At 58.8% G+C, this 22,094-nt stretch carries 23 protein-coding genes; 15 read left to right on the plus strand and 8 right to left on the minus strand.

The window, feature by feature from the left end:
• Positions 1 to 45 precede the first annotated feature (45 nt).
• The 6 genes from lpdA to AC07V0_RS16770 all read left to right on the plus strand — a co-directional run bounded on the left by lpdA (position 46) and on the right by AC07V0_RS16770 (position 6,685).
• Positions 46 to 1,482 (plus strand): dihydrolipoyl dehydrogenase, encoded by a 1,437-nt coding sequence (lpdA, locus tag AC07V0_RS16745; RefSeq protein ID WP_018925110.1) that lies wholly within the window; start codon positions 46 to 48, stop codon positions 1,480 to 1,482.
• A 199-nt stretch (positions 1,483 to 1,681) separates the two neighbouring features.
• Positions 1,682 to 2,848, plus strand: a complete 1,167-nt coding sequence (gene sucC, locus AC07V0_RS16750) for an ADP-forming succinate--CoA ligase subunit beta (RefSeq protein WP_007919879.1) — start codon at positions 1,682 to 1,684, stop codon at positions 2,846 to 2,848.
• Complete coding sequence (sucD, locus tag AC07V0_RS16755) at positions 2,848 to 3,729, plus strand: succinate--CoA ligase subunit alpha (protein WP_007919877.1); 882 nt, start codon at positions 2,848 to 2,850, stop codon at positions 3,727 to 3,729. The genes sucC and sucD overlap by 1 nt, the downstream gene beginning before the upstream one ends.
• Before the next feature lie 336 nt (positions 3,730 to 4,065).
• Positions 4,066 to 5,379 (plus strand): branched-chain amino acid transport system II carrier protein, encoded by a 1,314-nt coding sequence (brnQ, locus tag AC07V0_RS16760; RefSeq protein WP_086945840.1) that lies wholly within the window; start codon positions 4,066 to 4,068, stop codon positions 5,377 to 5,379.
• A gap of 167 nt (positions 5,380 to 5,546) precedes the next feature.
• Positions 5,547 to 6,284, plus strand: coding sequence for a DUF599 domain-containing protein (locus tag AC07V0_RS16765; RefSeq protein ID WP_018925112.1), 738 nt, complete (start codon positions 5,547 to 5,549; stop codon positions 6,282 to 6,284).
• Positions 6,284 to 6,685, plus strand: a complete 402-nt coding sequence (locus tag AC07V0_RS16770; RefSeq protein ID WP_018925113.1) for an MAPEG family protein — start codon at positions 6,284 to 6,286, stop codon at positions 6,683 to 6,685. The genes AC07V0_RS16765 and AC07V0_RS16770 overlap by 1 nt, the downstream gene beginning before the upstream one ends.
• A gap of 76 nt (positions 6,686 to 6,761) precedes the next feature.
• Here AC07V0_RS16770 and AC07V0_RS16775 read toward each other — a convergent pair whose 3' ends face one another.
• Positions 6,762 to 7,007 carry a hypothetical protein gene (locus tag AC07V0_RS16775; RefSeq protein ID WP_064619386.1) on the minus strand — a complete coding sequence of 82 codons (246 nt, stop codon included), beginning with the start codon at positions 7,005 to 7,007 and terminating at the stop codon, positions 6,762 to 6,764.
• Positions 7,008 to 7,163: 156 nt separating this feature from the next.
• Here AC07V0_RS16775 and AC07V0_RS16780 point away from each other — a divergent pair, with 156 nt between their 5' ends.
• From AC07V0_RS16780 to AC07V0_RS16795, 4 genes are all read left to right on the plus strand, one after another.
• Complete coding sequence (locus AC07V0_RS16780; RefSeq protein ID WP_086945839.1) at positions 7,164 to 7,640, plus strand: PaaI family thioesterase; 477 nt, start codon at positions 7,164 to 7,166, stop codon at positions 7,638 to 7,640.
• Positions 7,637 to 8,089 carry a PaaI family thioesterase gene (locus tag AC07V0_RS16785; protein ID WP_019579626.1) on the plus strand — a complete coding sequence of 151 codons (453 nt, stop codon included), beginning with the start codon at positions 7,637 to 7,639 and terminating at the stop codon, positions 8,087 to 8,089. The genes AC07V0_RS16780 and AC07V0_RS16785 overlap by 4 nt, the downstream gene beginning before the upstream one ends.
• Positions 8,090 to 8,170: 81 nt before the next feature.
• On the plus strand, positions 8,171 to 10,075 hold the full coding sequence (gene htpG, locus AC07V0_RS16790; RefSeq protein ID WP_026331729.1) for a molecular chaperone HtpG: 1,905 nt from the start codon (positions 8,171 to 8,173) through the stop codon (positions 10,073 to 10,075).
• A 67-nt stretch (positions 10,076 to 10,142) separates the two neighbouring features.
• Positions 10,143 to 10,871, plus strand: a complete 729-nt coding sequence (locus AC07V0_RS16795; protein WP_086945838.1) for a dienelactone hydrolase family protein — start codon at positions 10,143 to 10,145, stop codon at positions 10,869 to 10,871.
• A gap of 93 nt (positions 10,872 to 10,964) precedes the next feature.
• Here AC07V0_RS16795 and AC07V0_RS16800 read toward each other — a convergent pair whose 3' ends face one another.
• The 5 genes from AC07V0_RS16800 to purM all read right to left on the minus strand — a co-directional run bounded on the left by AC07V0_RS16800 (position 10,965) and on the right by purM (position 14,956).
• Positions 10,965 to 11,852 carry a pirin family protein gene (locus AC07V0_RS16800; protein WP_138866099.1) on the minus strand — a complete coding sequence of 296 codons (888 nt, stop codon included), beginning with the start codon at positions 11,850 to 11,852 and terminating at the stop codon, positions 10,965 to 10,967.
• 61 nt (positions 11,853 to 11,913) lie between these two features.
• On the minus strand, positions 11,914 to 12,330 hold the full coding sequence (locus AC07V0_RS16805; RefSeq protein WP_007936063.1) for an OsmC family protein: 417 nt from the start codon (positions 12,328 to 12,330) through the stop codon (positions 11,914 to 11,916).
• Positions 12,331 to 12,525: 195 nt separating this feature from the next.
• The gene (locus AC07V0_RS16810) at positions 12,526 to 13,239 is read right to left on the minus strand and encodes a DUF3108 domain-containing protein (protein WP_064619375.1); all 714 of its coding nucleotides are present in this window, start codon (positions 13,237 to 13,239) and stop codon (positions 12,526 to 12,528) included.
• 8 nt (positions 13,240 to 13,247) lie between these two features.
• Positions 13,248 to 13,898, minus strand: coding sequence for a phosphoribosylglycinamide formyltransferase (purN, locus tag AC07V0_RS16815; RefSeq protein WP_018925121.1), 651 nt, complete (start codon positions 13,896 to 13,898; stop codon positions 13,248 to 13,250).
• Positions 13,898 to 14,956, minus strand: a complete 1,059-nt coding sequence (gene purM, locus AC07V0_RS16820; protein WP_007936066.1) for a phosphoribosylformylglycinamidine cyclo-ligase — start codon at positions 14,954 to 14,956, stop codon at positions 13,898 to 13,900. The genes purN and purM overlap by 1 nt, the downstream gene beginning before the upstream one ends.
• A gap of 384 nt (positions 14,957 to 15,340) precedes the next feature.
• On the opposite strand from purM, the gene AC07V0_RS16825 reads away from it, so the two are divergent.
• The 5 genes from AC07V0_RS16825 (at position 15,341) to AC07V0_RS16845 (ending at position 19,984) form a co-directional block, all read left to right on the plus strand.
• Positions 15,341 to 16,390: a DUF2066 domain-containing protein gene (locus AC07V0_RS16825; protein WP_086945836.1), complete on the plus strand. Its 1,050-nt coding sequence runs from the start codon at positions 15,341 to 15,343 to the stop codon at positions 16,388 to 16,390.
• A 32-nt stretch (positions 16,391 to 16,422) separates the two neighbouring features.
• Positions 16,423 to 17,496, plus strand: a complete 1,074-nt coding sequence (locus AC07V0_RS16830) for an AI-2E family transporter (RefSeq protein WP_018925123.1) — start codon at positions 16,423 to 16,425, stop codon at positions 17,494 to 17,496.
• Positions 17,497 to 17,726: 230 nt separating this feature from the next.
• Complete coding sequence (gene hda / locus AC07V0_RS16835; protein WP_007936072.1) at positions 17,727 to 18,431, plus strand: DnaA regulatory inactivator Hda; 705 nt, start codon at positions 17,727 to 17,729, stop codon at positions 18,429 to 18,431.
• 214 nt (positions 18,432 to 18,645) lie between these two features.
• Positions 18,646 to 19,281, plus strand: coding sequence for a C40 family peptidase (locus tag AC07V0_RS16840; protein ID WP_064619369.1), 636 nt, complete (start codon positions 18,646 to 18,648; stop codon positions 19,279 to 19,281).
• A 166-nt stretch (positions 19,282 to 19,447) separates the two neighbouring features.
• Positions 19,448 to 19,984 carry a C40 family peptidase gene (locus AC07V0_RS16845; RefSeq protein ID WP_064619367.1) on the plus strand — a complete coding sequence of 179 codons (537 nt, stop codon included), beginning with the start codon at positions 19,448 to 19,450 and terminating at the stop codon, positions 19,982 to 19,984.
• A gap of 128 nt (positions 19,985 to 20,112) precedes the next feature.
• Here the strand turns inward: AC07V0_RS16845 and AC07V0_RS16850 are convergent, their stop codons facing one another.
• Both AC07V0_RS16850 and AC07V0_RS16855 read right to left on the minus strand, forming a co-directional pair.
• A complete protein-coding gene (locus AC07V0_RS16850) occupies positions 20,113 to 21,426 on the minus strand; it encodes a PQQ-dependent sugar dehydrogenase (protein ID WP_138866096.1) in 1,314 nt (437 codons plus the stop codon).
• A 68-nt stretch (positions 21,427 to 21,494) separates the two neighbouring features.
• Complete coding sequence (locus AC07V0_RS16855; RefSeq protein ID WP_086945834.1) at positions 21,495 to 22,079, minus strand: hypothetical protein; 585 nt, start codon at positions 22,077 to 22,079, stop codon at positions 21,495 to 21,497.
• Positions 22,080 to 22,094: the final 15 nt, after the last annotated feature.

Consider the following 22,094-nt stretch of genomic DNA (forward strand, 5'->3'; position numbering starts at 1 on the left):
GTCCTCAAAAGGGGCCGTCCGGTTTGATTCGAGAAGGAATGACACATGACTCAGAAATTCGACGTGGTAGTGATTGGCGCGGGTCCTGGCGGCTACGTGGCTGCCATTAAAGCAGCGCAACTGGGCCTCACCACTGCCTGCATCGAGAAATACACCGACAAGGAAGGCAAACTGGCCCTCGGCGGTACTTGCCTGAACGTCGGCTGCATTCCATCCAAGGCGCTGCTGGACAGCTCCTGGAAGTTTCACGAAGCGCAAGACGGCTTCGCGATCCACGGTATCAACCACGCTGGCGTGACCATGGACGTGCCAGCAATGGTCGGCCGTAAAGCCAACATCGTCAAAGGCCTGACCTCCGGCGTTGCAACGCTGTTCAAGGCTAACGGCGTCACTTCGATCCAGGGCCACGGCAAACTGCTGGCTGGCAAGAAAGTCGAAGTCACCAAGCCTGACGGTTCGGTTGAAGTCATCGAAGCCGAAAACGTCATCCTGGCTCCGGGCTCGCGTCCGATCGACATTCCACCGGCTCCGGTCGACCAGAATGTGATCGTCGATTCGACTGGCGCTCTGGAATTCCAATCCGTACCAAAACGCCTGGGTGTAATCGGCGCTGGTGTTATCGGTCTGGAACTGGGTTCGGTATGGTCCCGTCTGGGCGCTGAAGTCACCGTTCTCGAAGCACTGGATACCTTCCTGATGGCAGCGGACACCGCTGTTTCCAAGGAAGCGCTGAAAACCCTGACCAAACAGGGTCTGGACATCAAGCTGGGCGCTCGCGTGACCGGTTCCAAAGTGAACGGCGACGAAGTCGTTGTGAACTACACCGATGCCAACGGCGAACAGAACATCACTTTCGACAAGCTGATCGTAGCCGTTGGTCGCCGTCCGGTGACCACTGATCTGCTGGCTGCCGATTGCGGCGTGACCCTGGACGAGCGCGGTTTCGTGCACGTTGACGATCACTGCGCCACCACCGTACCGGGCGTTTACGCCATCGGTGACGTGGTTCGCGGCATGATGCTGGCTCACAAAGCCTCGGAAGAGGGCATCATGGTTGTCGAGCGCATCAAGGGCCATAAAGCCCAGATGAACTATGACCTGATCCCTTCGGTTATTTATACTCACCCGGAAATCGCGTGGGTCGGTAAAACCGAGCAGGCCTTGAAAGCTGAAGGCGTAGAAGTTAACGTCGGCACCTTCCCGTTCGCAGCCTCTGGCCGTGCCATGGCCGCCAACGATACCGGTGGTTTCGTCAAGGTCATCGCTGATGCCAAGACTGACCGCGTATTGGGCGTCCACGTGATTGGCCCGAGCGCCGCAGAACTGGTTCAGCAGGGCGCGATCGGCATGGAATTCGGCACCAGCGCTGAAGACCTGGGCATGATGGTTTTCTCCCATCCGACCCTGTCTGAAGCCTTGCACGAAGCAGCGTTGGCAGTGAATGGCGGCGCCATCCACATCGCCAACCGCAAGAAACGCTAAGCGGATAATAAGAAACCACGGCGGTACGGCCCGTCGTGAGCCTTGCGAGCAAGACTCACCGCGGAATGTCCGCTGGACGCAGTCTTGCGTAGCTGCACCGGGTACCCGGAAAGGTTACGCAAGCAGCAGTCACAGGTGGTGCGGCACTTGAATGAGTGCAGCACCGAATGCGCAGTACCTAACGAAGACGGTAATAAGCATGAATCTTCACGAGTATCAGGGTAAGCAGCTGTTCGCTGAGTACGGCCTGCCAGTATCCACCGGTTACGCGGTAGACACCCCGGAAGCAGCAGCAGAAGCTTGCGACAAAATCGGCGGCAGCGAATGGGTTGTCAAAGCCCAGGTTCACGCCGGTGGTCGCGGTAAAGCGGGCGGCGTAAAGCTGGTTCGCAGCAAAGAAGACGCTAAAGCATTCGCACAGCAGTGGCTGGGCAAGCGTCTGGTGACTTACCAGACTGACGCCAATGGTCAGCCAGTCACCAAAATCCTGGTTGAATCGTGCACTGATATCGCTAAAGAGCTGTACCTGGGCGCTGTCGTTGACCGTTCGAGCCGTCGCATCGTGTTCATGGCTTCCACCGAAGGTGGCGTGGACATCGAGAAAATTGCTCACGACACTCCAGAAAAAATTCTGAAAGCCACTATCGATCCACTGGTTGGCGCTCAGCCATTCCAGGGTCGCGAGCTGGCATTCCAGCTGGGTCTGGAAGGCAAGCAAGTTGCTCAGTTCGCCAAGATCTTCGTAGGTCTGGCCAAGCTGTTCAAGGATCACGACCTGGCTCTGCTGGAAGTGAACCCGCTGGTGATCAAGGCTGACGGCGATCTGCACTGCCTCGATGCCAAGATCAACATCGACGCCAACGCCATGTACCGTCAGCCTAAGCTGAAGACTTTCCACGATCCGTCGCAAGACGATCCGCGCGAAGCGCACGCTGCCAAGTTCGAACTGAACTACGTAGCACTGGAAGGCAACATCGGTTGCATGGTCAACGGTGCTGGCCTGGCCATGGGTACCATGGACATCGTCAACCTGCATGGCGGCAAACCAGCCAACTTCCTCGACGTGGGCGGCGGTGCTACCAAAGAACGCGTAACCGAAGCGTTCAAGATCATCCTGTCCGACACTAACGTCGCTGCAGTACTGGTCAACATCTTCGGCGGCATCGTTCGTTGCGACATGATTGCCGAAGGCATCATCGGCGCTGTGAAAGAAGTCGGCGTGAAAATCCCGGTTGTTGTTCGCCTTGAAGGCAACAACGCTGAGCTGGGCGCTAAAGTACTGGCAGAAAGCGGTTTGAACATCATCGCTGCTACCAGCCTGACCGACGCTGCTCAACAAGTTGTCAAAGCTGCGGAGGGCAAATAATGAGCGTCCTGATCAATAAAGACACCAAAGTTATCTGCCAGGGTATTACCGGTTCGCAAGGTAGTTTCCACACCCAGCAAGCCATCGAGTACGGCACCAAGATGGTTGGCGGCGTAACTCCAGGCAAAGGCGGCACCGAGCACCTGGGCCTGCCAGTGTTCAACACCGTGAAAGACGCTGTAGCTGCTACTGGCGCCACCGCCAGCGTGATCTACGTTCCAGCTCCTTTCTGCAAGGACTCCATCCTGGAAGCAGCCTTCGGCGGCATCAAGCTGATCGTTTGCATCACTGAAGGCATTCCTACCCTGGACATGCTGGATGCCAAGGTCAAGTGCGACGAGCTGGGCGTAGTCCTGATCGGTCCTAACTGCCCAGGCGTGATCACTCCAGGCGAATGCAAGATCGGCATCATGCCAGGTCACATTCACTTGCCAGGCAAGGTCGGTATCGTTTCCCGTTCCGGCACCCTGACCTACGAAGCTGTGAAGCAGACTACTGACGCCGGTTTCGGTCAGTCGACTTGCGTCGGCATCGGTGGTGACCCGATCCCGGGTTCGAACTTCATCGACATCCTGAAGCTGTTCCAGGAAGACCCGAAGACCGAAGCGATCGTGATGATCGGCGAGATCGGCGGTTCGGCTGAAGAAGAAGCGGCTGCCTACATCAAGGCACACGTGACCAAGCCGGTTGTTTCCTACATCGCTGGTGTGACTGCTCCTCCGGGCAAGCGCATGGGCCATGCTGGCGCAATCATCTCTGGCGGCAAAGGCACTGCAGACGAGAAATTCGCTGCTCTGCAAGACGCAGGCGTTAAAACCGTGCGTTCGCTGGCAGACATCGGCAAGGCCCTGGCCGAGCTGACCGGTTGGGCCGTCAAGTAAGCCTCGCGCTTAACTGACGCTCCACCAAACAAAGGCCACCTTCGGGTGGCCTTTGTCATTTCCGGGGTTTGAGATATTCGCAGCGCTTTTTGTAGCGAGGGAGGTTGTGAAAATTAGATATGTAAACACGACACTGAAATGTCGCGTATCGGATAGTTCGCCCCGTAATAGTGCGTTTGGCGGGCAAATTCGGTAGGCTAGCCGCCATTTTGCGTTTGCGGCCCACAAGGCTGCGGCGCGCTAAACGGGTCAGTCCTATACGGATCGACAGCATTTCCCTCACCCATAAGGGAAATCCCTCTCTAAATTCCGATTCAGTAGTGTGGTATTTCCTTAATGAAAGTGTTGAAAGGCCAGGACATCCTGGCACTGGGCTTCATGACATTTGCCCTGTTCGTCGGGGCTGGCAACATCATCTTCCCGCCTATCGTCGGTTTGCAGTCCGGGCCTAATGTCTGGATGGCGGCGCTGGGTTTTCTGATCACCGCAGTCGGTCTGCCGGTGATCACCGTGGTCGCCTTGGCCAAGGTCGGCGGTGCAATGGATGCCTTGAGCAGCCCGATCGGTAAAATCGCGGGTGGCCTGCTGGCAGCCGCGTGCTACCTCGCTGTCGGCCCGTTGTTCGCGACACCGCGCACCGCGACCGTGTCGTTCGAAGTAGGTCTGGCGCCGCTGACCGGCGAGAGCCCGCTGGCGCTGTTTCTCTATAGCTCGGTGTACTTCCTGCTGGTGTTCTTCATCTCGCTCTATCCGGGCCGTCTGCTGGACACCGTAGGACGATTCCTCGCACCGCTGAAGATCATCGCCCTGGCCGTTCTCGGTATAGCAGCGTTCGCGTTGCCGGCCGGTAACATTGGCGTGGCTACCCCTGAATATGTGGCGGCACCGTTCTCCCAGGGCTTCATCAATGGTTACCTGACCATGGATACCCTGGGTGCGCTGGTATTCGGCATTGTCATCGTCAATGCGATCCGCTCCCGTGGCGTGGAATCGCCGGTGTTGATCACCCGTTACGCGATCATCGCCGGGCTGATTGCTGGTGTAGGTCTGGCGCTGGTTTACGTCAGCCTGTTCCGTCTCGGCTCGGGCAGCCATGAAGTGGCCGCCGGTGCCACCAACGGCGCGGCGGTATTGCACGCCTACGTGCAGCACACCTTCGGTTCGCTCGGTAGCGGTTTCCTCGCGGTGCTGATCTCCCTGGCCTGCCTGGTGACTGCGGTCGGTCTGACCTGCGCCTGTGCCGAATACTTCAGCCGTGTGCTGCCACTGTCCTACAAGACGCTGGTGATCATCCTGGCCGCGTTCTCCCTGCTGGTGTCCAACCTGGGCCTCACCAAGCTGATTGCGTTCTCGATTCCGGTACTGACCGCCATCTACCCGCCGTGCATCGCCCTGGTGGCCCTGAGCTTCTGCAAGGACTTCTGGCATGAGCAGGGTCGCATCGTCGGTCCGGTGATGCTGGTGTCGTTCATTTTCGGCATGATCGACGCTCTCAAGGGCGCCGGTCTGGCCGACTGGATGCCGGCTCAACTGGCTCACCTGCCGCTGAGCGAGCAGGGCCTGGCGTGGCTGGTGCCCTCGGTCATGACCCTGGTGGTTGCCGTGGTTTGCGACCGTCTGCTGGGCAAGCGCGAAGAAGCGCTGGCTTAAGCCGCTTCATGACCCGCCACAAGCGGGCTTGATCTACAAATGGAAATGCCCCGTATCAATCGATACGGGGCATTTTTTATGCGTGTGATGCAGTGTCTTTTTCCTTGGGTTAACGTCGAAGCACTATCCGCAGGTTTCATCATCGTCTACACATCACAAGGAACTGCATGTCGTTCATCCACGCCAATCTGATCCACATCCTCGCCGCGCTCTGGTTTGTCGTCTGCTGGGGTGGCTACACCCGTTACGCGACATGGAAGGGCCGTGACACCGCATGCCTGGCCAGTGTGCTGCACCTGTACCGCGAAGACTGGATGCGCCGCATGCTGTTGCGCGACAACCGCATCGCCGATGCCAGCGTGATCGGTAACCTGGAGCGCAACGCCTCGTTCTTCGCTTCCAGCACGTTGATTATCCTGGCCGGTATTCTCACGGTGTTGGGGGCATCCGAAAGAGCCGTGTCGTTGCTTGCTGATATCCCGATGGTGCAACAGGCTTCCCAAGGCATGTCGGAGATCAAGTTGTTGTGCCTGGCGCTGGTGTTTGTCTATGCGTTCTTTACGTTCAGCTGGTGCATGCGTCAGTACAACTTTGCGGCCATTCTCGTGGGTTCGGCACCGATGATCGGTGAGCGGCATGTGTCCGAGCAAGAGCGTAACGCCTTTGCTTCCCGAGCCGCCCGTGTCATCTCCATGGCGGCCAACCAGTTCAACTTCGGTCTGCGTTCCTATTACTTCGGCATGAGCATGCTGGCGTGGTTTGTCAGCCCCTGGTTGTTCATGTTGATGAGCGCCGGTGTCGTGTTGGTATTGTATCGCCGCGAGTTTCACTCCGACGTTCTTGACGTGATGGTCTATACACCTACAGAGGCGCCATTGCCTGAGCTGAACAAAGAGGCGGCTTGATGAGTATTCCATTCTGGTGTGTGTTTATCAGCGCCTTGTTGATTTTCGTGGCGCGCATGCCGGTGGCCAAGGCGATGAAAGAGCAGGGCGGTTACAACAATCACCTGCCGCGTCAACAACAGGCGCAACTCACAGGTTTCGGCGCCCGGGCGTTGGCGGCCCACCAGAACAGTTTCGAGGCGTTCATTTTGTTTGCGGTCGGGGTGTTGATGGCGCACACCACGCAAACGGCGGGATGGCTGATCGATGCACTGGCGATCGCCTTCGTGATCGCGCGCGTTATCTACTTACTGTGTTATTGGGCTGATCTGGCCTGGCAGCGAAGTCTGGTGTGGTTCGTCGGATTAGTGTGTTCGTTGTTGCTGATGATTAGTCCGACTTTTAGGACTGTTTTGCTCTAAGGACGCGTTTCGAGCAAAATTTCAGATAAAAGAAAACCCGCACTTGGCGGGTTTTCTTTTATCACTAAAAACGCTTTTAGTTTTTAGGTGCTTCTGGAGCGGCTTCTTTTGCCGCTGCTTCGTTCGATTCAGTCTGAGCTTTGGCAGCTTCAGCGTTTTCTTTTGCCGCCTCGTTCACTTTATCCTGAGCTTCGCTCATTTTTTCCTGAGCTTGCTCTGTATGTTGGGTGGCTTCTTGAGCTTTGTCCTCGGATTTTTTACCGCAAGCGGCGAGACCGAGGGAAGCGGTCAACATCAAGGCAATAGCTAAAGTCTTACGCATGGGGTGTTTCTCCTGATGGAAAATATTTACTGGCCTTTCGAGCACAGCGACCAGGGTTAAGTTCCTTAAATCATTCAGATATATAAGTTTGTTTTGCTACGGAACTTTTACTTAAGAGCCGGCTACTTCGCCCGGACACTAAGGAGCGTTTACCAAATGGCCGAAAACCCCGTTTTTGAGCGTGCGATGCGATTCCTGTCGGCGTTGCGCCATTGTCAGGTACTCGGCATGCGCCTTCACAGCGCCAGCAGCGAAGGACTGACGGTGATTCTGCCGTATAGCCCGCAGATCGTCGGCAACCCGCAAACCGGGGTGATTCATGGCGGTGCGCTGACCTCGCTGATGGATACCGCCTGTGGCATGGCCACCCTCTGCGTGCTGCCTGAGTTCGAAGTCTGCCCGACGCTCGACCTGCGCATCGACTACATGCATGCCGCCGAGCCACACAAAGACGTTTACGGCTTCGCCCAATGCTACCGAGTGACTACCGATGTGATTTTTGCGCGCGGTTTTGCCTATCAGGACGACCCCGAACAGCCCATCGCTCATGTAGTGGGCACTTTCATGCGCATGGGCAAGGGCATCAAAGGTACTAAAAACTTTGGCGGCGCCATTTCCGGAGGTACGAAATGACCGACACGTTCAAGGAGCAGCTTCAACAGGCCCATGCTCAGGGGGACTACGCCGCGCTGCTGCAGCTGATTCCTTACGCCGAGCTGATCGGCGTCGAATGTTCGCGGGTAGGAGATGAGCTGCTGTTTCGTCTGCCGGCCAACAAGGACAACATTGGTAACCCTTTACTGCCAGCGATTCATGGTGGGGTGATTGCCGGGTTCATGGAGCTCTCGGCGGCGCTGCACCTGTTGATTTTCACCGGCTCGCCCGGTGTGCCGAAGATTATCGACTTCTCCCTCGACTACCTGCGCGCGGGGCAGTTTCGCGATACCTGGGCCCGATGCCAGGTTTGTCGCCAGGGGCGGCGGGTGGCGAACGTGGCGATTACCGCCTGGCAAAGCACTGAAGCCGAGCCCATTGCCACGGCCCGGGCCCACTTCAAAATCGAAGAGCCCTTGAAATCCTGATCTCAGCCCCCAACTCTGAGGACAACCCGCCGCCGACCCTCAAGGTCGCGGCCACTGCCATCTGATTGGAGTTTGATGACCATGAGTGTGGAAACTCAAAAGGAAACCCTGGGCTTCCAGACCGAGGTGAAGCAGCTGCTGCACCTCATGATCCATTCGCTGTATTCCAACAAGGAAATCTTCCTTCGCGAATTGATCTCGAACGCCTCTGACGCTGTCGATAAATTACGTTTTGAAGCGCTGGCCAAGCCTGAATTGCTGGAAGGCGGCGCTGAGCTGAAAATCCGTGTGAGCTTCGACAAGGACGCTAAAACCGTCACCCTCGAAGACAACGGCATCGGCATGAGCCGTGAAGATGCGGTCACTCACTTGGGCACCATCGCCAAGTCCGGTACCGCCGATTTCATGAAGCACCTGTCTGGTGATCAGAAAAAAGACTCGCACCTGATCGGTCAGTTCGGTGTCGGTTTCTACTCGGCGTTCATCGTCGCCGATAAAGTTGACGTATTCAGCCGCCGTGCCGGCCTCGCTGCCAGCGAAGGTGTGCACTGGTCGTCCAAGGGCGAAGGCGAATTTGAAATCGCCACCGTCGAAAAAGCTGATCGCGGCACCCGTATCGTTCTGCACCTGAAATCCGGCGAAGACGAGTTCGCCGATGGCTGGCGCCTGCGCAACATCATCAAGAAGTATTCCGACCACATCGCCTTGCCGATCGAGTTGCCGAAAGAAGTTGCAGCCGCCGAAGGCGAAGAGAAGCCTGCCGTTGAGTGGGAAACCGTCAACCGCGCCAGCGCCCTGTGGACTCGCCCTCGCACTGAAGTGAAGGACGAGGAATACCAGGAGTTCTACAAGCACGTCGCTCACGATTTCGAAAACCCGCTGAGCTGGAGCCACAACAAAGTCGAGGGCAAGCTCGAGTACACCTCGCTGCTTTATGTGCCGACCCGTGCTCCGTTCGATCTGTACCAGCGTGAAGCGCCGAAAGGCCTGAAGCTGTACGTGCAGCGCGTGTTCGTCATGGATCAGGCTGAGTCGTTCCTGCCGCTGTACCTGCGCTTCATCAAAGGCGTGGTCGATTCCAACGACCTGTCGCTGAACGTGTCGCGGGAAATCCTGCAGAAAGACCCGATCATCGACTCCATGAAATCGGCGCTGACCAAGCGCGTTCTGGACATGCTGGAAAAACTGGCGAAGAACGAGCCTGAGCAATACAAAGGCTTCTGGAAGAACTTCGGTCAGGTCATGAAAGAAGGCCCGGCAGAAGACTTCGCCAACAAAGAAAAAATTGCCGGTCTGCTGCGTTTCGCGTCCACTCAGGGCGATGACGGCGAGCAGGTTGTAGGTCTGGCCGACTACCTGGCCCGTGCCAAGGAAGGTCAGGACAAGATCTACTACCTGACCGGTGAAACCTACGCGCAAGTCAAAAACAGCCCGCACCTGGAAGTTTTCCGCAAGAAAGGCATCGAAGTGCTGCTGCTGACCGACCGTATCGACGAGTGGCTGATGAGCTACCTCAGCGACTTCGACGGCAAGAGCTTTGTCGACGTGGCACGCGGTGACCTGGACCTCGGCAACCTGGATTCGGAAGAAGACAAGAAAGCCGCGGAAGAAGTCGCCAAGTCCAAAGAAGGCCTGGTTGAGCGTCTCAAGACCGCTTTGGGTGAGTCCGTTGCTGAAGTGCGGGTTTCCCATCGCCTGACCGATTCCCCGGCGATTCTGGCCATCGGCGAGCAGGACCTGGGCCTGCAAATGCGTCAGATCCTGGAAGCCAGCGGTCAGAAGGTTCCGGATTCGAAGCCGATCTTCGAATTCAACCCGGCTCACCCGCTGATCGAGAAGCTCGACAACGAGCAGAGCGACGAGCGCTTCGGCGACCTGTCGCACATTCTGTTCGATCAGGCGGCCCTGGCGGCCGGCGACAGCTTGAAAGACCCGGCCGCTTATGTGCGTCGTCTGAACAAGCTGCTGGTTGAACTGTCGGTTTAACCACGTTGTATAAAAACCCGCTTCGGCGGGTTTTTTCATTCTGGTGCTTTTTTACTGGGAGTCAGTCATGAGCCAAATCACTGTTCGATCCGTCGCCTATCAGATCGACGGCCAATCGTATGAAAGCCGTCTGGCCTTCGATGCCGACCATAAAGGCCCGCGTCCGGGTCTGTTGATGGCGCCGAACTGGATGGGCGTCAGCGTCGGCGCCGAGGAGATTGCCAAATCGGTGGCATCCAAGGGTTATGTGGTGCTGATCGCGGATCTGTACGGGCAATCGGTTCGTCCGCAGAACGGCGACGAGGCAGGCGCGGCGATGATGCCGCTGAAGAATGATCGCGCCTTACTGCGCAAACGCATGCAGGCAGCCTTCGAACAACTGCAAGGGCAGGGCGAGGCGGCGGTCGATACCTCGAAACTGGCGACTTTTGGTTTCTGCTTCGGTGGTTGCTGCGCGCTGGAGCTGGCGCGTAGCGGTGCGCCGGTGAAGGCTGCGGTGTCGTTCCACGGTACGCTGGATACGCCGAACGTGAACGATGCGAAAAACATCAAGGGTTCGGTGCTGGTGCTGCATGGCGCTGCCGATCCGCTGGTGCCGAAAGAGCAGCTGCCAGCGTTTGAAGCTGAGATGAATGCCGCCGGTGTGGATTGGCAATTGCTGAGCTATGGCGGCGCGGTGCATTCGTTCACCGACCCGCATGCCAACGTGCCGGGCATGATGATGTATGACGCGAAAACCGCGGCTCGCGCGTTCACGTCGATGCATAACTTGCTGGATGAAGTGTTCAAGGGTTGATTGCTGCTCTCGGTCCGGACGATGATCGTTCCCACGCTCTGCGTGGGAATGCCTCTAGGGGCGCTCGCGGCGTGGGAACGATCAGCCGATCAGTTACAGGGGCGTTGGCGGGCTTCGGTGTTTCGGCAACTCAATCCGCTCACTTTCCCCCGGCACCGTCGGCCAATCCCCGGCCGCCCAGCGCCGACGTGCTTCATCAATCAACGCCGGATCACTGGCCACGAAGTTCCAGTTGATCCGTCGTGGCCCGTCCAGTGGCGCTCCGCCAAACAGCACGGCATGGCAGTCACTCTCGGCGAACAGCGTCATCTCTTCCCCGGCCGGCAGCACTACTAGCGTGTAGGGCTCCAGCAGCTCGCCATCAAGCTGCGCCTCGCCGCTCAACACATACAGCGCCCGTTCTTCATGCTCGGTGGGAATCAGCAGCGTGGTCGCCGTTTGCAGGTTCAATTCGGCATACAGCGTAGGCGAAAGCACCGGGACCGGTGATTCAAGGCAAAAGCCCTTCCCGGCGATCATTCGTATCTTCACGCCAAGGTTTTCGCTGACGGGCAGCGTGGCTGCTGGATGGTGGCTGTAGTGTCCTGGGCCGTGCTCACGGTCCTTGGGCGAAGCCAGCCAGATCTGTAAGCCGTGCATCGTACCGCCACTGTTCTTCAAGGCTTCGGGCGTGCGTTCGACGTGGGCAATCGCACTGCCGGCGGTCATCCAGCTGACATCGCCGGCATTCACCACCTGATCGGATCCGAGGCTGTCCTTGTGCTGGATTTGCCCTTCGAACAGGTAGGTGAGGGTGGACAGCCCGATGTGCGGATGCTGACGGATGTCCATGCCTTTGCCCGGTGGATAACGGGTTTCGAGCATGTGGTCGAAAAACACGAAGGGCCCGACGTTGCGGCATTTGGCTGACGGCAAAGGGCGAAGGATCGGCTGGCCTTCGACATCTTCGGCGCGGGGGCGGATCACGAGCGGAGTGTTCATGGTGCGTTCCAGGCTGAGCGGGTGACGCAGGGAGCATAACCCGCTTGCGCAGCCGTTGCCGCTATTGGCTGAAGGCGCCTTCGGACAGATGAGTCTCGATGCTGACTTCAGAGGTGGTCATCAGCTTGTGTACCGGGCAGCGGTCGGCCACGCGGTGCAGCTCGTCGCGCTGGGCGTCGGTGAGTACGCCCTTGAGCGTGAGTTTGACGTGCAGGGCATATTTGCCTTTCTGCTCTTCACTGTTGTCGCGCTTGACCTCGACCCCGACGCCGGTCAGTGGGATGCCCTTCTTCTTCGCATACAGTTTCAGGGTCAGGGCCTTGCAGGCGCCGAGGGCCGCGTCGAAATAGTCATGGGGCTCTGGCGCGGTGCCTTCGCCACCGGACGACTTGGGAACATCGGCAAACAGTTCATGGTCATCGATCTGGACGCTGTGACGAAAACCTTCGGCGGAGACAGTATTGACGGTAACAGTCATGGGAAACCTCGCAGGGATCAGGAAAAGTCATTCGATCAAAAAAGACCCTGAATTTATAGAGTATTCCTTCACGTTCGCGTTCCTATTTCTTGCCGGACGATTTGGCCACAGCTCAAAGTTGTCATTGTCCTGTCCCCCGCTTAACGCCAGACGAAAAAAAGCCCCGCGTTTGCGGGGCTTTCATGTCGGTCCGGATCAGCTGCCTTTGACCGTCTTGCCGTTGACCGTACCGTCGAGGAGCATGATGTTGTACTCCTTGCCGTCGGTTTCGACCTGTTGCAGACGGACCAGCAGGTAATCCCAATCCTTGGCGAACCACAGCACGGTGATGCGCTTGCTTTGTGTCGGATCGCGCACGCGCTCGACCTTGACCGCATCGATCTGGCCTGCCTTGGTGTCGACTTTCTCCGAGCCCAGCACGCGGAAGTCATAGGTATCGACTTCGCCGGCATCGACGACCTGATAGCTCATGCTTTTCTTGCCGGAGGCCACGTCATGCTGCAGCGCCAGTTGATAGGTGGACTTGTCGACCATGCCGCGGTTGAGCGGGAGCTTGACGGCGTCACCGCGATCGGTGCCGGTGACCATCTTGTTGGTCCAATCGAAATCCAGATCAGCCTTCTTGGCTTTGCCCAGGCCACCGCGTTCGAAGTGGTAGGACTGCGGCAGCAGCGTGTCCTTGTCCAGGGTCAGGGTGCTTTCTTCGGTCAGGCTGGCGATCATCATCGATGCCTTGAAGCTGAGTTTCCAGACGCCGTTGGCTTCCTTGGTCAGGCTGCGTTCGGCGGTGCCGCTCATGGGCAGTTGCTTCCAGTCGGCGGTGTAGCTGGCGGAGAAGGGATGAAGGTCCGCGGCCTGCGCAAACGGCAGGGCGAGCAGGGCGCAAGCGAAGAGCAGGGCACGACGCATAAAATCTCCTAGGTTCGAATCAAGTGGCCGCTGGCCGCGAGTAACTGTCCGTCCAGTAAAGCACCTTGTTCGCCGAGTGATAAACGGCCTTCGGCAAACCAGCGTACGGCCATCGGGTAGATCAGGTGTTCCTGGGTGTGGACTCGCTGCGCCAGACTCTGCGGCGAATCGTGCAACTCTACCGGTATTACTGCCTGTACGACCAGTGGTCCGCCATCGAGTTCCTCGGTGACGAAGTGCACGGAGCAGCCGTGTTCCGTATCGCCGGCCTCCAGCGCGCGCTGATGAGTGTGTAACCCTTTGTATTTGGGCAGCAGCGAGGGATGGATATTGAGCAGGCGACCCTGGTAATGGCGCACGAAGTCAGCGCTGAGAATGCGCATGAAACCGGCCAGTACCACGAGTTTGGGGTTGAAGGCGTCGATCAGTTCGATCAGCGCGGCATCGAAGGCCTCGCGGCCCTCGAAAGCCTTGTGATCCAGGGTGCGGGTGTCGATACCCGCGTCCCTGGCGCGTTGCAGGCCGTAGGCGTCGGCGCGGTTGGAAATCACCGCAGCAATGCGGGCCGGGCTGTCGCCGGTCCGCGTGCTGTCGATCAAGGCCTGCAAGTTACTGCCGGTGCCGGACAGCAGCACCACCACATCACAGGTCTGGGACATTAATGAGCCTTGAGGTTCTTCAGTTCGACCTGAGCCGCGCCTTCGGCAGCGGTGGCGATCTGACCGATGACCCATGGCTGCTCGCCAGCTTCACGCAGGACGTTCAGCGCGGTTTCAACGTGCTCTTGAGCCACGCAGATGACCATGCCGACGCCGCAGTTCAGCACGCGGTGCATTTCGGTTTCGTCGACGTTGCCTTTCTCTTGCAGCCAGTCGAACACCGCAGGGCGGGTCCAGCTCGCGACGTCAACCACCGCTTGAGCGCCTTTTGGCAGTACGCGCGGGATGTTGTCCAGCAGGCCGCCACCGGTGATGTGGGCCATGGCTTTGACGGCGCCGGTGTCCTTGATCAGCTTGAGCAGCGGCTTCACGTAGATACGGGTCGGAGCCATCAGCAGGTCGGTCAGCGGTTTGCCGTCGAGCTGGATATTCTCGATGTCGGAACCCGACACTTCGATGATCTTGCGGATCAGCGAGTAGCCGTTGGAGTGCGGGCCGGAAGACGGCAGGGCGAGCAGGGCATCGCCGGCAGCGACTTTTGAACCGTCGATGATTTCGGATTTTTCCACGACGCCGACGCAGAAGCCGGCCAGGTCGTAGTCTTCACCTTCATACATGCCAGGCATTTCAGCGGTTTCGCCGCCGACCAGGGAGCAGCCGGACAGTTCACAGCCGGCGCCGATGCCGGTTACAACCTGAGCAGCGGTGTCGACGTTCAGTTTGCCGGTAGCGTAGTAGTCGAGGAAGAACAGCGGCTCAGCGCCGCAGACCACCAGGTCGTTCACGCACATGGCCACCAGGTCGATGCCGATGCTGTCGTGCTTGTTCAGGTTCAGCGCCAGGCGCAGCTTGGTGCCGACGCCGTCAGTGCCCGATACCAGCACCGGTTGTTTGTAACCGGCCGGGATTTCGCAGAGGGCGCCGAAACCGCCCAGGCCGCCCATGACTTCCGGGCGCGCAGTGCGCTTGGCGACGCTCTTGATGCGTTCGACCAATGCTTCACCGGCGTCGATGTCTACACCGGCGTCCTTGTAGCTCAGGGAGGGTTGCTTGCTCATGATCCAGGCCTTTAGGGGGGATTCAGGGGTAACGACCGAGTTCAGCGGGCCTGTCGAAATTGATGAGGCAATTGCCTCACGCGCTATTTCGACACTACCCGGCTGTAGCCGGTCTGCGAAGGCGCGCGATTTTATCAGGCTTGAGGGGCAGCGGCCATCCTCGTGCCGACGGGCAGGGGCATATCGCGTTAAAAAAACTGATATTGCCCGTGTTGGCGACGTCCCACATGGCTGTATAAGGTACGACGTTAACCGTCTATCGTTATGACAGTGCGAAAACTTACCGCGATCGTGTGAATGTTTTGCTTGGGCCTGCGGTCACAGCCCTGGCTCAATCGTCTTCATGCGGTCTGTTCCAGCCGCTCTTGTCGTCAGGAATCTTCCATGCGTTTTCTTAAATTCTTGTTCGTGGGCTGTTTATCCGTGGTCAGCCTGGCCAGCCATGCCGAAACCGTCAAAGGCCTCTATCAAGTGCGCCAACCGGTCAGCGGCCAGACACCGGAGGAGCGCGACCAGGCGACTCAGCAGGCGCTGGAAACGCTGGTGTTGCGCTTGACCGGCGATCCCAAGGCGGCGCAAAGCCCTGGCCTTGCGGCCGTGCGCAAAGACCCTCAGCAGATCATCAGTCAGTTCGGCTACGACGCCGGGCCACCGCAAGTGCTGAAAGTCGATTTCGACCCGGCCACCACCGAGCAGGCCTTGCGTCGTGCCGGGCTGGCCGTGTGGGGGGCCAATCGGCCGTCGATCCTCGGCTGGTGGTTGAACGATTCCACCGAAGGTTCGAGCCTGGTCGGCGATGGTCAGGCCAGTGCTGCGCCCTTGCGTCGGGCGGCTCAGCACCGAGGCCTGCCGCTGCGTTTGCCGCTGGCTGACCTGAATGAACAGATCGTCGCCACGGCACCGAATCTGGAAGGTGCCGACCCTGCGCCACTGCGCAGTGCCTCCGATCGTTACAATGCCGATGCCTTGCTGGCGGTGCATGCCCGTGAAGAAGGGGGGCAATGGCAAGCCAAGTGGCGACTGTGGCTGGGCGATCAGAAAGAGGCCGGCAGCGTGCAGGGCGCCGATACCGCCGCCGTGGCCGATGCGGTGATGCTGGCGGTCAGCGAGCGTCTGGCGTCGCGTTTCGTTGCCAAGCCAGGTGTGTCGGGCGAGCAGTTGTTGGAAGTGCAGGGCATGAATCTGGAGCGTTATGCGACGCTTGGGCGTTTGTTGGAGCCTTTTGGCGCGCGTCTGCAAAGTGTCGATGGTGACCGCGTGCTTTATCGCGTCAACGGCAGTGCCGATCAGCTGCGAGCTCAGTTGTCCCTGGCGCAATTGCAGGAGGTTCCGGCCAGTCAGGTGCCGGCACCTGTTCAGCCGGTGACTGTGGGTTCTGCGCCGGCCGCAGCGCCAGCGCCTGCCCCGACGCCGCAGTTGCATTTCCGTTGGTGAGTTTTTTCTTTATATAGAAGCAGGAGTGGTACATGGCCGATACGCGGCGTTGGTTCTGGCTCGGTGGGGTGGCCCTGCTTTGCGCGTTTGTTTACCTGTTGCATCCGATCCTGACGCCGTTCCTGGTGGCGCTGTTGCTGGCCTATCTGTTCGACCCGCTGGTGGATCGGCTGGAGAAGCTCGGCTTGTCCCGGACATGGGGCGTGGTGGCGGTGTTCGCGTTGTTCACGATGGTCCTCACCACGCTGTTGTTGGTGTTGGTGCCGATGCTCGCCAAGCAGCTGTTTCGCTTGTATGAACTGGCGCCGCAGATGCTCGACTGGTTGCAGCACACCGCGTTGCCGTGGGCGCAATCGAAGTTGGGTTTGTCGGAGGGCTTCTGGAAGTTCGACAAGCTCAAGGCGGCGATCAGCGAGCACATGGGCCAGACCACCGACATTGTCGGCGTGGTGCTGAGTCAGGCGACGGCTTCAGGCCTTGCGCTGATCGGCTGGCTGGCCAATCTGGTGCTGATCCCGGTGGTGAGTTTTTATCTGCTGCGCGACTGGGACCTGATGATGGCCAAGATCCGCAGCTTGCTGCCGCGTGATCGTGAAGAGCGTGTCATGACCCTGGCTGGGGAATGCCATGAAGTGCTTGGGGCGTTCGTGCGCGGACAGTTGCTGGTGATGCTGGCGCTGGGTGTGATCTACGCCGCTGGCTTGATGATCGTCGGGCTGGAACTGGGGTTGTTGATCGGTCTGATTGCCGGCCTGGCGGCGATCGTGCCGTACATGGGGTTTGTCATCGGGATTGGCGCGGCGTTGATTGCCGGCCTGTTCCAGTTCGGTGGCGATCTGTATCCCATGATCGGTATCGTCGCGGTGTTCATGGTCGGCCAGGCGCTGGAAGGCATGGTTCTGACGCCGTTGCTGGTGGGTGACCGGATCGGCCTGCACCCGGTGGCGGTGATCTTTGCGATTCTGGCCGGCGGCGAGCTGTTTGGTTTTACCGGGGTGCTGCTGGCATTGCCGGTGGCGGCGGTGATCATGGTTCTGGTGCGCCATGTGCATGATTTGTATAAAGATTCGGATATCTACGGCGGTGTCGACGAGTCTGAGAAGTAAGGCCTTTTGATCGCTCGTCGCGGGCAGCCTGGTTTCACGCCGGGTTTGCCCGTATCCCTCGCGCGGCTGTCACATGCACCGCCAAAGAAACTGTCATAAAACCAGCACGTTAACGCAAACCTTTGATTTTGCTTGTGGTCTGTCGCATTGTGCCGTCAGCTTCACGGGTATAAACTTCGCAAACTTTACACAGAGGCCACTAACGGTTCCTTTGGAACTGTTCAGTCAGCATGAAACCGATTCAGCTGCCCCTAGGTGTGCGTCTGCGTGATGACGCCACCTTTATCAATTACTACCCAGGCGCCAATGCCGCTGCACTCGGCTATGTCGAGCGGCTGTGCGAAGCCGACGCCGGCTGGACGGAAAGCCTGATTTACCTCTGGGGCAAGCACGGGGTAGGGCGCACGCATTTGTTGCAGGCGGCTTGCCTGCGTTTCGAGCAGATGGGTGAACCGGCGGTGTATCTGCCGCTGGCCGAGTTGATGGACCGCGGCATCGAAATCCTCGACAACCTCGAACAATACGAACTGGTTTGCCTGGACGATTTGCAGGCGGTCGCCGGCAAGGCGGATTGGGAAGAGGCGTTGTTCCATCTGTTCAATCGTCTGCGTGACAGCGGTCGGCGTCTGCTGATCGCCGCCTCGACATCCCCGCGCGAACTACCGGTGAAGCTGGCGGACCTCAAGTCTCGGCTGACACTGGCGCTCATCTTCCAGATGCGTCCGCTCTCTGACGAAGACAAGTTGCGTGCCTTGCAGTTGCGCGCCTCCCGTCGTGGCCTGCACCTGACTGACGAAGTCGGTCATTTTATTTTGACTCGCGGTACTCGCAGCATGAGTGCGCTTTTCGAGCTGCTTGAGCGCCTCGATCAGGCCTCCCTTCAAGCTCAGCGCAAGCTGACAATCCCGTTCCTGAAAGAGACGTTGGGCTGGTAAAGGCCAGGTTTTTCGCGGGTTCCGGCATATTCCAGGCGTCAACAAATCCGCTTTCCTGCAAGGGAGCAGGCTGCGCAAAGGTTTAAAATGGGCTTAAGCGCTTAGATGGAAACGAGAAACCGATAAGTCACATAAAGATCGATTGAATTTGCAAATGAGATCGATAGCGGGCATAGTCTCGGCTTCTTTACAACTATCAGCCACGGTCGTGCCCATGCTAAATCGCTTCGCACCCCTCGTGCCTCTCGCACTCGTCACCCTGTTGTTCGGTTGCGCTGCTCACTCTCCAGTGTCCCAGCAAGAGCCACAGCATCAGGTTTCAAATTCAGTTACCGCGCAGTCTTCTTCCGTTCTTTTCCAGGAAGAGCTAGCAACCAATAAAGAACTGGCAGACTTCGCCGGGGGCAAGTCGTATCAGCTTCCGGTTCTGGCTGACAGCATCCTCGAACGTGGCATGTCCCTGATCGGTACCCGTTACCGTTTCGGCGGCACCTCCGAGGCAGGCTTCGACTGCAGCGGCTTCATCGGTTATCTGTTTCGTGAAGAGGCTGGCATGAACCTGCCGCGCTCCACTCGCGAAATGATCAACGTTGACGCTCCGCTGGTGGCTCGCAGCGCCCTCAAGCCGGGTGACCTGCTGTTCTTCGCCACCAATGGCCGTCGCGGTCGTGTCAGTCACGCCGGGATCTACGTGGGTGACAACCAGTTCATCCACTCCAGCAGCCGCAAAAGCGGTGGTGTCCGGGTCGATAGCCTGGGCGACAGCTACTGGAGCAAGACCTTCATCGAAGCCAAGCGTGCGCTCGCAATGGCACCGGCTGCAGCGCCTATCGTCACTGCGCGCCAATAAGCGGACAGTTTACAAGGCGAACTTAAAGTCTTACTTGAAGTTTGCCGCGTAGCCGCTAGAATCCTGATCTATTATTGATGGCAAACCGCCTGCGTTCTGCGCAGGCGGTTTTCTTTTCTGTCTTTGTGGCAGAAAAAAGCCGCAGCCAGATCAGGATGTTCTGTTTATGACGATGTCGGCCCGCCTCGCACTCATGTTCTTCGCAGCGCTGCTCAGCGCCTGCGCCAGCCGCACACCGCCACCTGCGCCGGTGGTTCGCGCACCGATTGTTTTCGGTTCTCCCCAAGCCTTTTCCCCTGCGGCAGAAGACGTGCTGTTTCGCGCGCTCGGTCTGGTGGGGACGCCTTATCGTTGGGGCGGCAACACGCCGGATTCCGGGTTCGATTGCAGCGGTTTGATCGGTTACGTCTATCGCGATGTCGCAGGCATTTCCTTGCCGCGGTCCACACGCGAGATGATCGGCATGCAGGCTCCCGACGTCGGCAAGGAAGGCCTGCAAACCGGCGACCTGATCTTCTTCGCCACCAATGGCGGCTCCCAGGTCAGCCATGCCGGGATCTATGTCGGCGAAGGGCGCTTCGTCCATGCTCCAGCCACGGGCGGCACGGTCAAGCTGGACAGCTTGTCCAAGGCTTACTGGCAGAAAGCCTACCTGAGCGCCAAGCGCGTCCTGCAGCCCGAGCACTTGGCACATAATCCCTAGGGGTTTGTCATGATCGCTCTGGCGGAGTTGTAGGAGCGAGGCTTGCCCGCGAAGGCGGCAGCACAGTCAACATTGATATCGACTGACACACCGCTTTCGCGGGCAAGCCTCGCTCCTACGGACAGACTTTACTTGGCCGCGGAAACGCGCCACACCTTGTTCCCCACATCATCTGCCACCAACAAGCCGCCCTGCTGATCGATCACCACGCCCACCGGCCGCCCCATGGCTTTTCCCTCGTCGTTGAGGAAGCCGGTAAGCACATCCAGCGGCTGTCCGCTCGGTTTGCCGGCGCTGAACGGCACGAAAATTACTTTGTAGCCGCTGTGCGGTTTACGGTTCCACGAGCCATGCTGGCCGATGAAGGCGCCTTGGGTGAACGGCGCGGGCAACTTGCTGCCTTCGGCGAACGTCAGGCCCAGCGACGCGGTATGGGGCCCCACTGCGTAGTCCGGTGCAATGGCCTTGGCGACCAGATCAGGGTTTTGTGGCTCGACGCGAACATCGACATGTTGCCCGTAATAGCTGTAAGGCCAGCCATAGAACCCGCCGTCCTTCACTGACGTGATGTAGTCCGGCACCAGGTCGCTGCCGATTTCGTCACGCTCGTTGACTGCGGTCCACAGAGCACCGCTTTGCGGCTCCCAGGCCAGGCCGTTCGGGTTACGAATCCCCGAGGCGAAGATTCGATGGTTGCCGGTGGCGCGATCGACTTCCCAGATCGCCGCGCGACCTTCCTCCTGATCCATGCCGTTTTCACCAACGTTGCTGTTCGAGCCCACGGTGACGTACAGCTTGCTGCCGTCCTTGCTGGCGATGACATTTTTGGTCCAGTGGTGATTTCGCGTGCCGCCCGGCAAATCGACCACTTTGATTGGCTGTGACTTGATCGCTGTCTCGCCGTTTTCATAGTGAAAACGCAGCAAACGGTCGGTGTCGGCGACATACAGGTCTTTGCCAACCAGGGTCATGCCGAAAGGCGAGTTGAGGTTTTCCAGGAACACCGTGCGGGTTTCGGCGACGCCGTCGTGGTCCTTGTCCCGCAGCAGAGTGATGCGGTTCGGGCTGGGGACGCCAGCCCCGGCGCGGCCCATGACTTTGCCCATGATCCAGCCGCGAATGCCATTGCTGTCATCGGATTTGGACGGCGCGTTGGTTTCGGCCACCAGTACGTCGCCGTTGGGCAGCACATAGAGCCAGCGCGGGTGTTCGAGGTTTTCGGCAAACGCTGCTACTTGAGTGCCTGCGGCGGCGACGGGTTTTTTACCCTGAGGCCAGCCGATCGCCGGGGCGATGTTCACCGTCGGGATCAGGGTTTTGTTCGGTTCCGGCAGCTTGGGCGACGGTCCGGTGCCGTCCGAGACTTGCAGGCTGGAGGTTTCACCACAGGCGGCGAGCCCTCCGGCGAGCGCGATGATGAGAATGAGCTGGGGTTTGCGCATTACTGATCTTCCCTATGAATGCATTGACGTAATCATAGAGAAGCGTAAACACCCGATGGTTCAACCGGTCAGCCGCGGGCCTCCTTGAACAGCACGGCGATCCCCGGATGGTAGTTGCCGGTTTCATTGCGCAACTTGCGGTAGGCGTAAGGGAAATACCAGGCCACGGCGCAGGTGTGCTCCTTTTGCAGGTCGTCGAGCATGTCCTGGAGTTCTTCCGGGGTGGCGCTGTGCTGGGCTTTTTGTGGGGCGACAAACAGGCAGCCGAGTTTCAGGTCGCTGGTGTAGCTGATGCGCTTCGCGTCGCTGGTGATGTCCGCCAGTGCCTGGGTCAGGTTCAGGTTGTTGACCCGCGGCCAGCGCTGGGTGGCCTGCAGGTACGCGCGTTCTTCGCTGGTGGCGATAAACAGATCGGCGCGGGCGTTGCGTTCGCCTTCTTCGGTCTGTTTGCGCGACGGTGTTTGCTGCAGCGTGACCATTTCCGCCATCCAGGCTGCGGCAGAGAGCAGGCCGAGGTTGGCGTTTTCGTCGTACCAGTAAGGCGTATCGTTATCGCCGCGCACGGCGTTGTAGCGGTCGATACAGTCAAACCAGCGTTCCAGCACCGGGCGCAGGAATTCCAGCTTCGGATTGCTGATGATCATGCCTTGCATGTGGCTCACCCTTGT

It is taken from the genome of Pseudomonas sp. GW821-FHT01E10 (assembly GCF_059422365.1).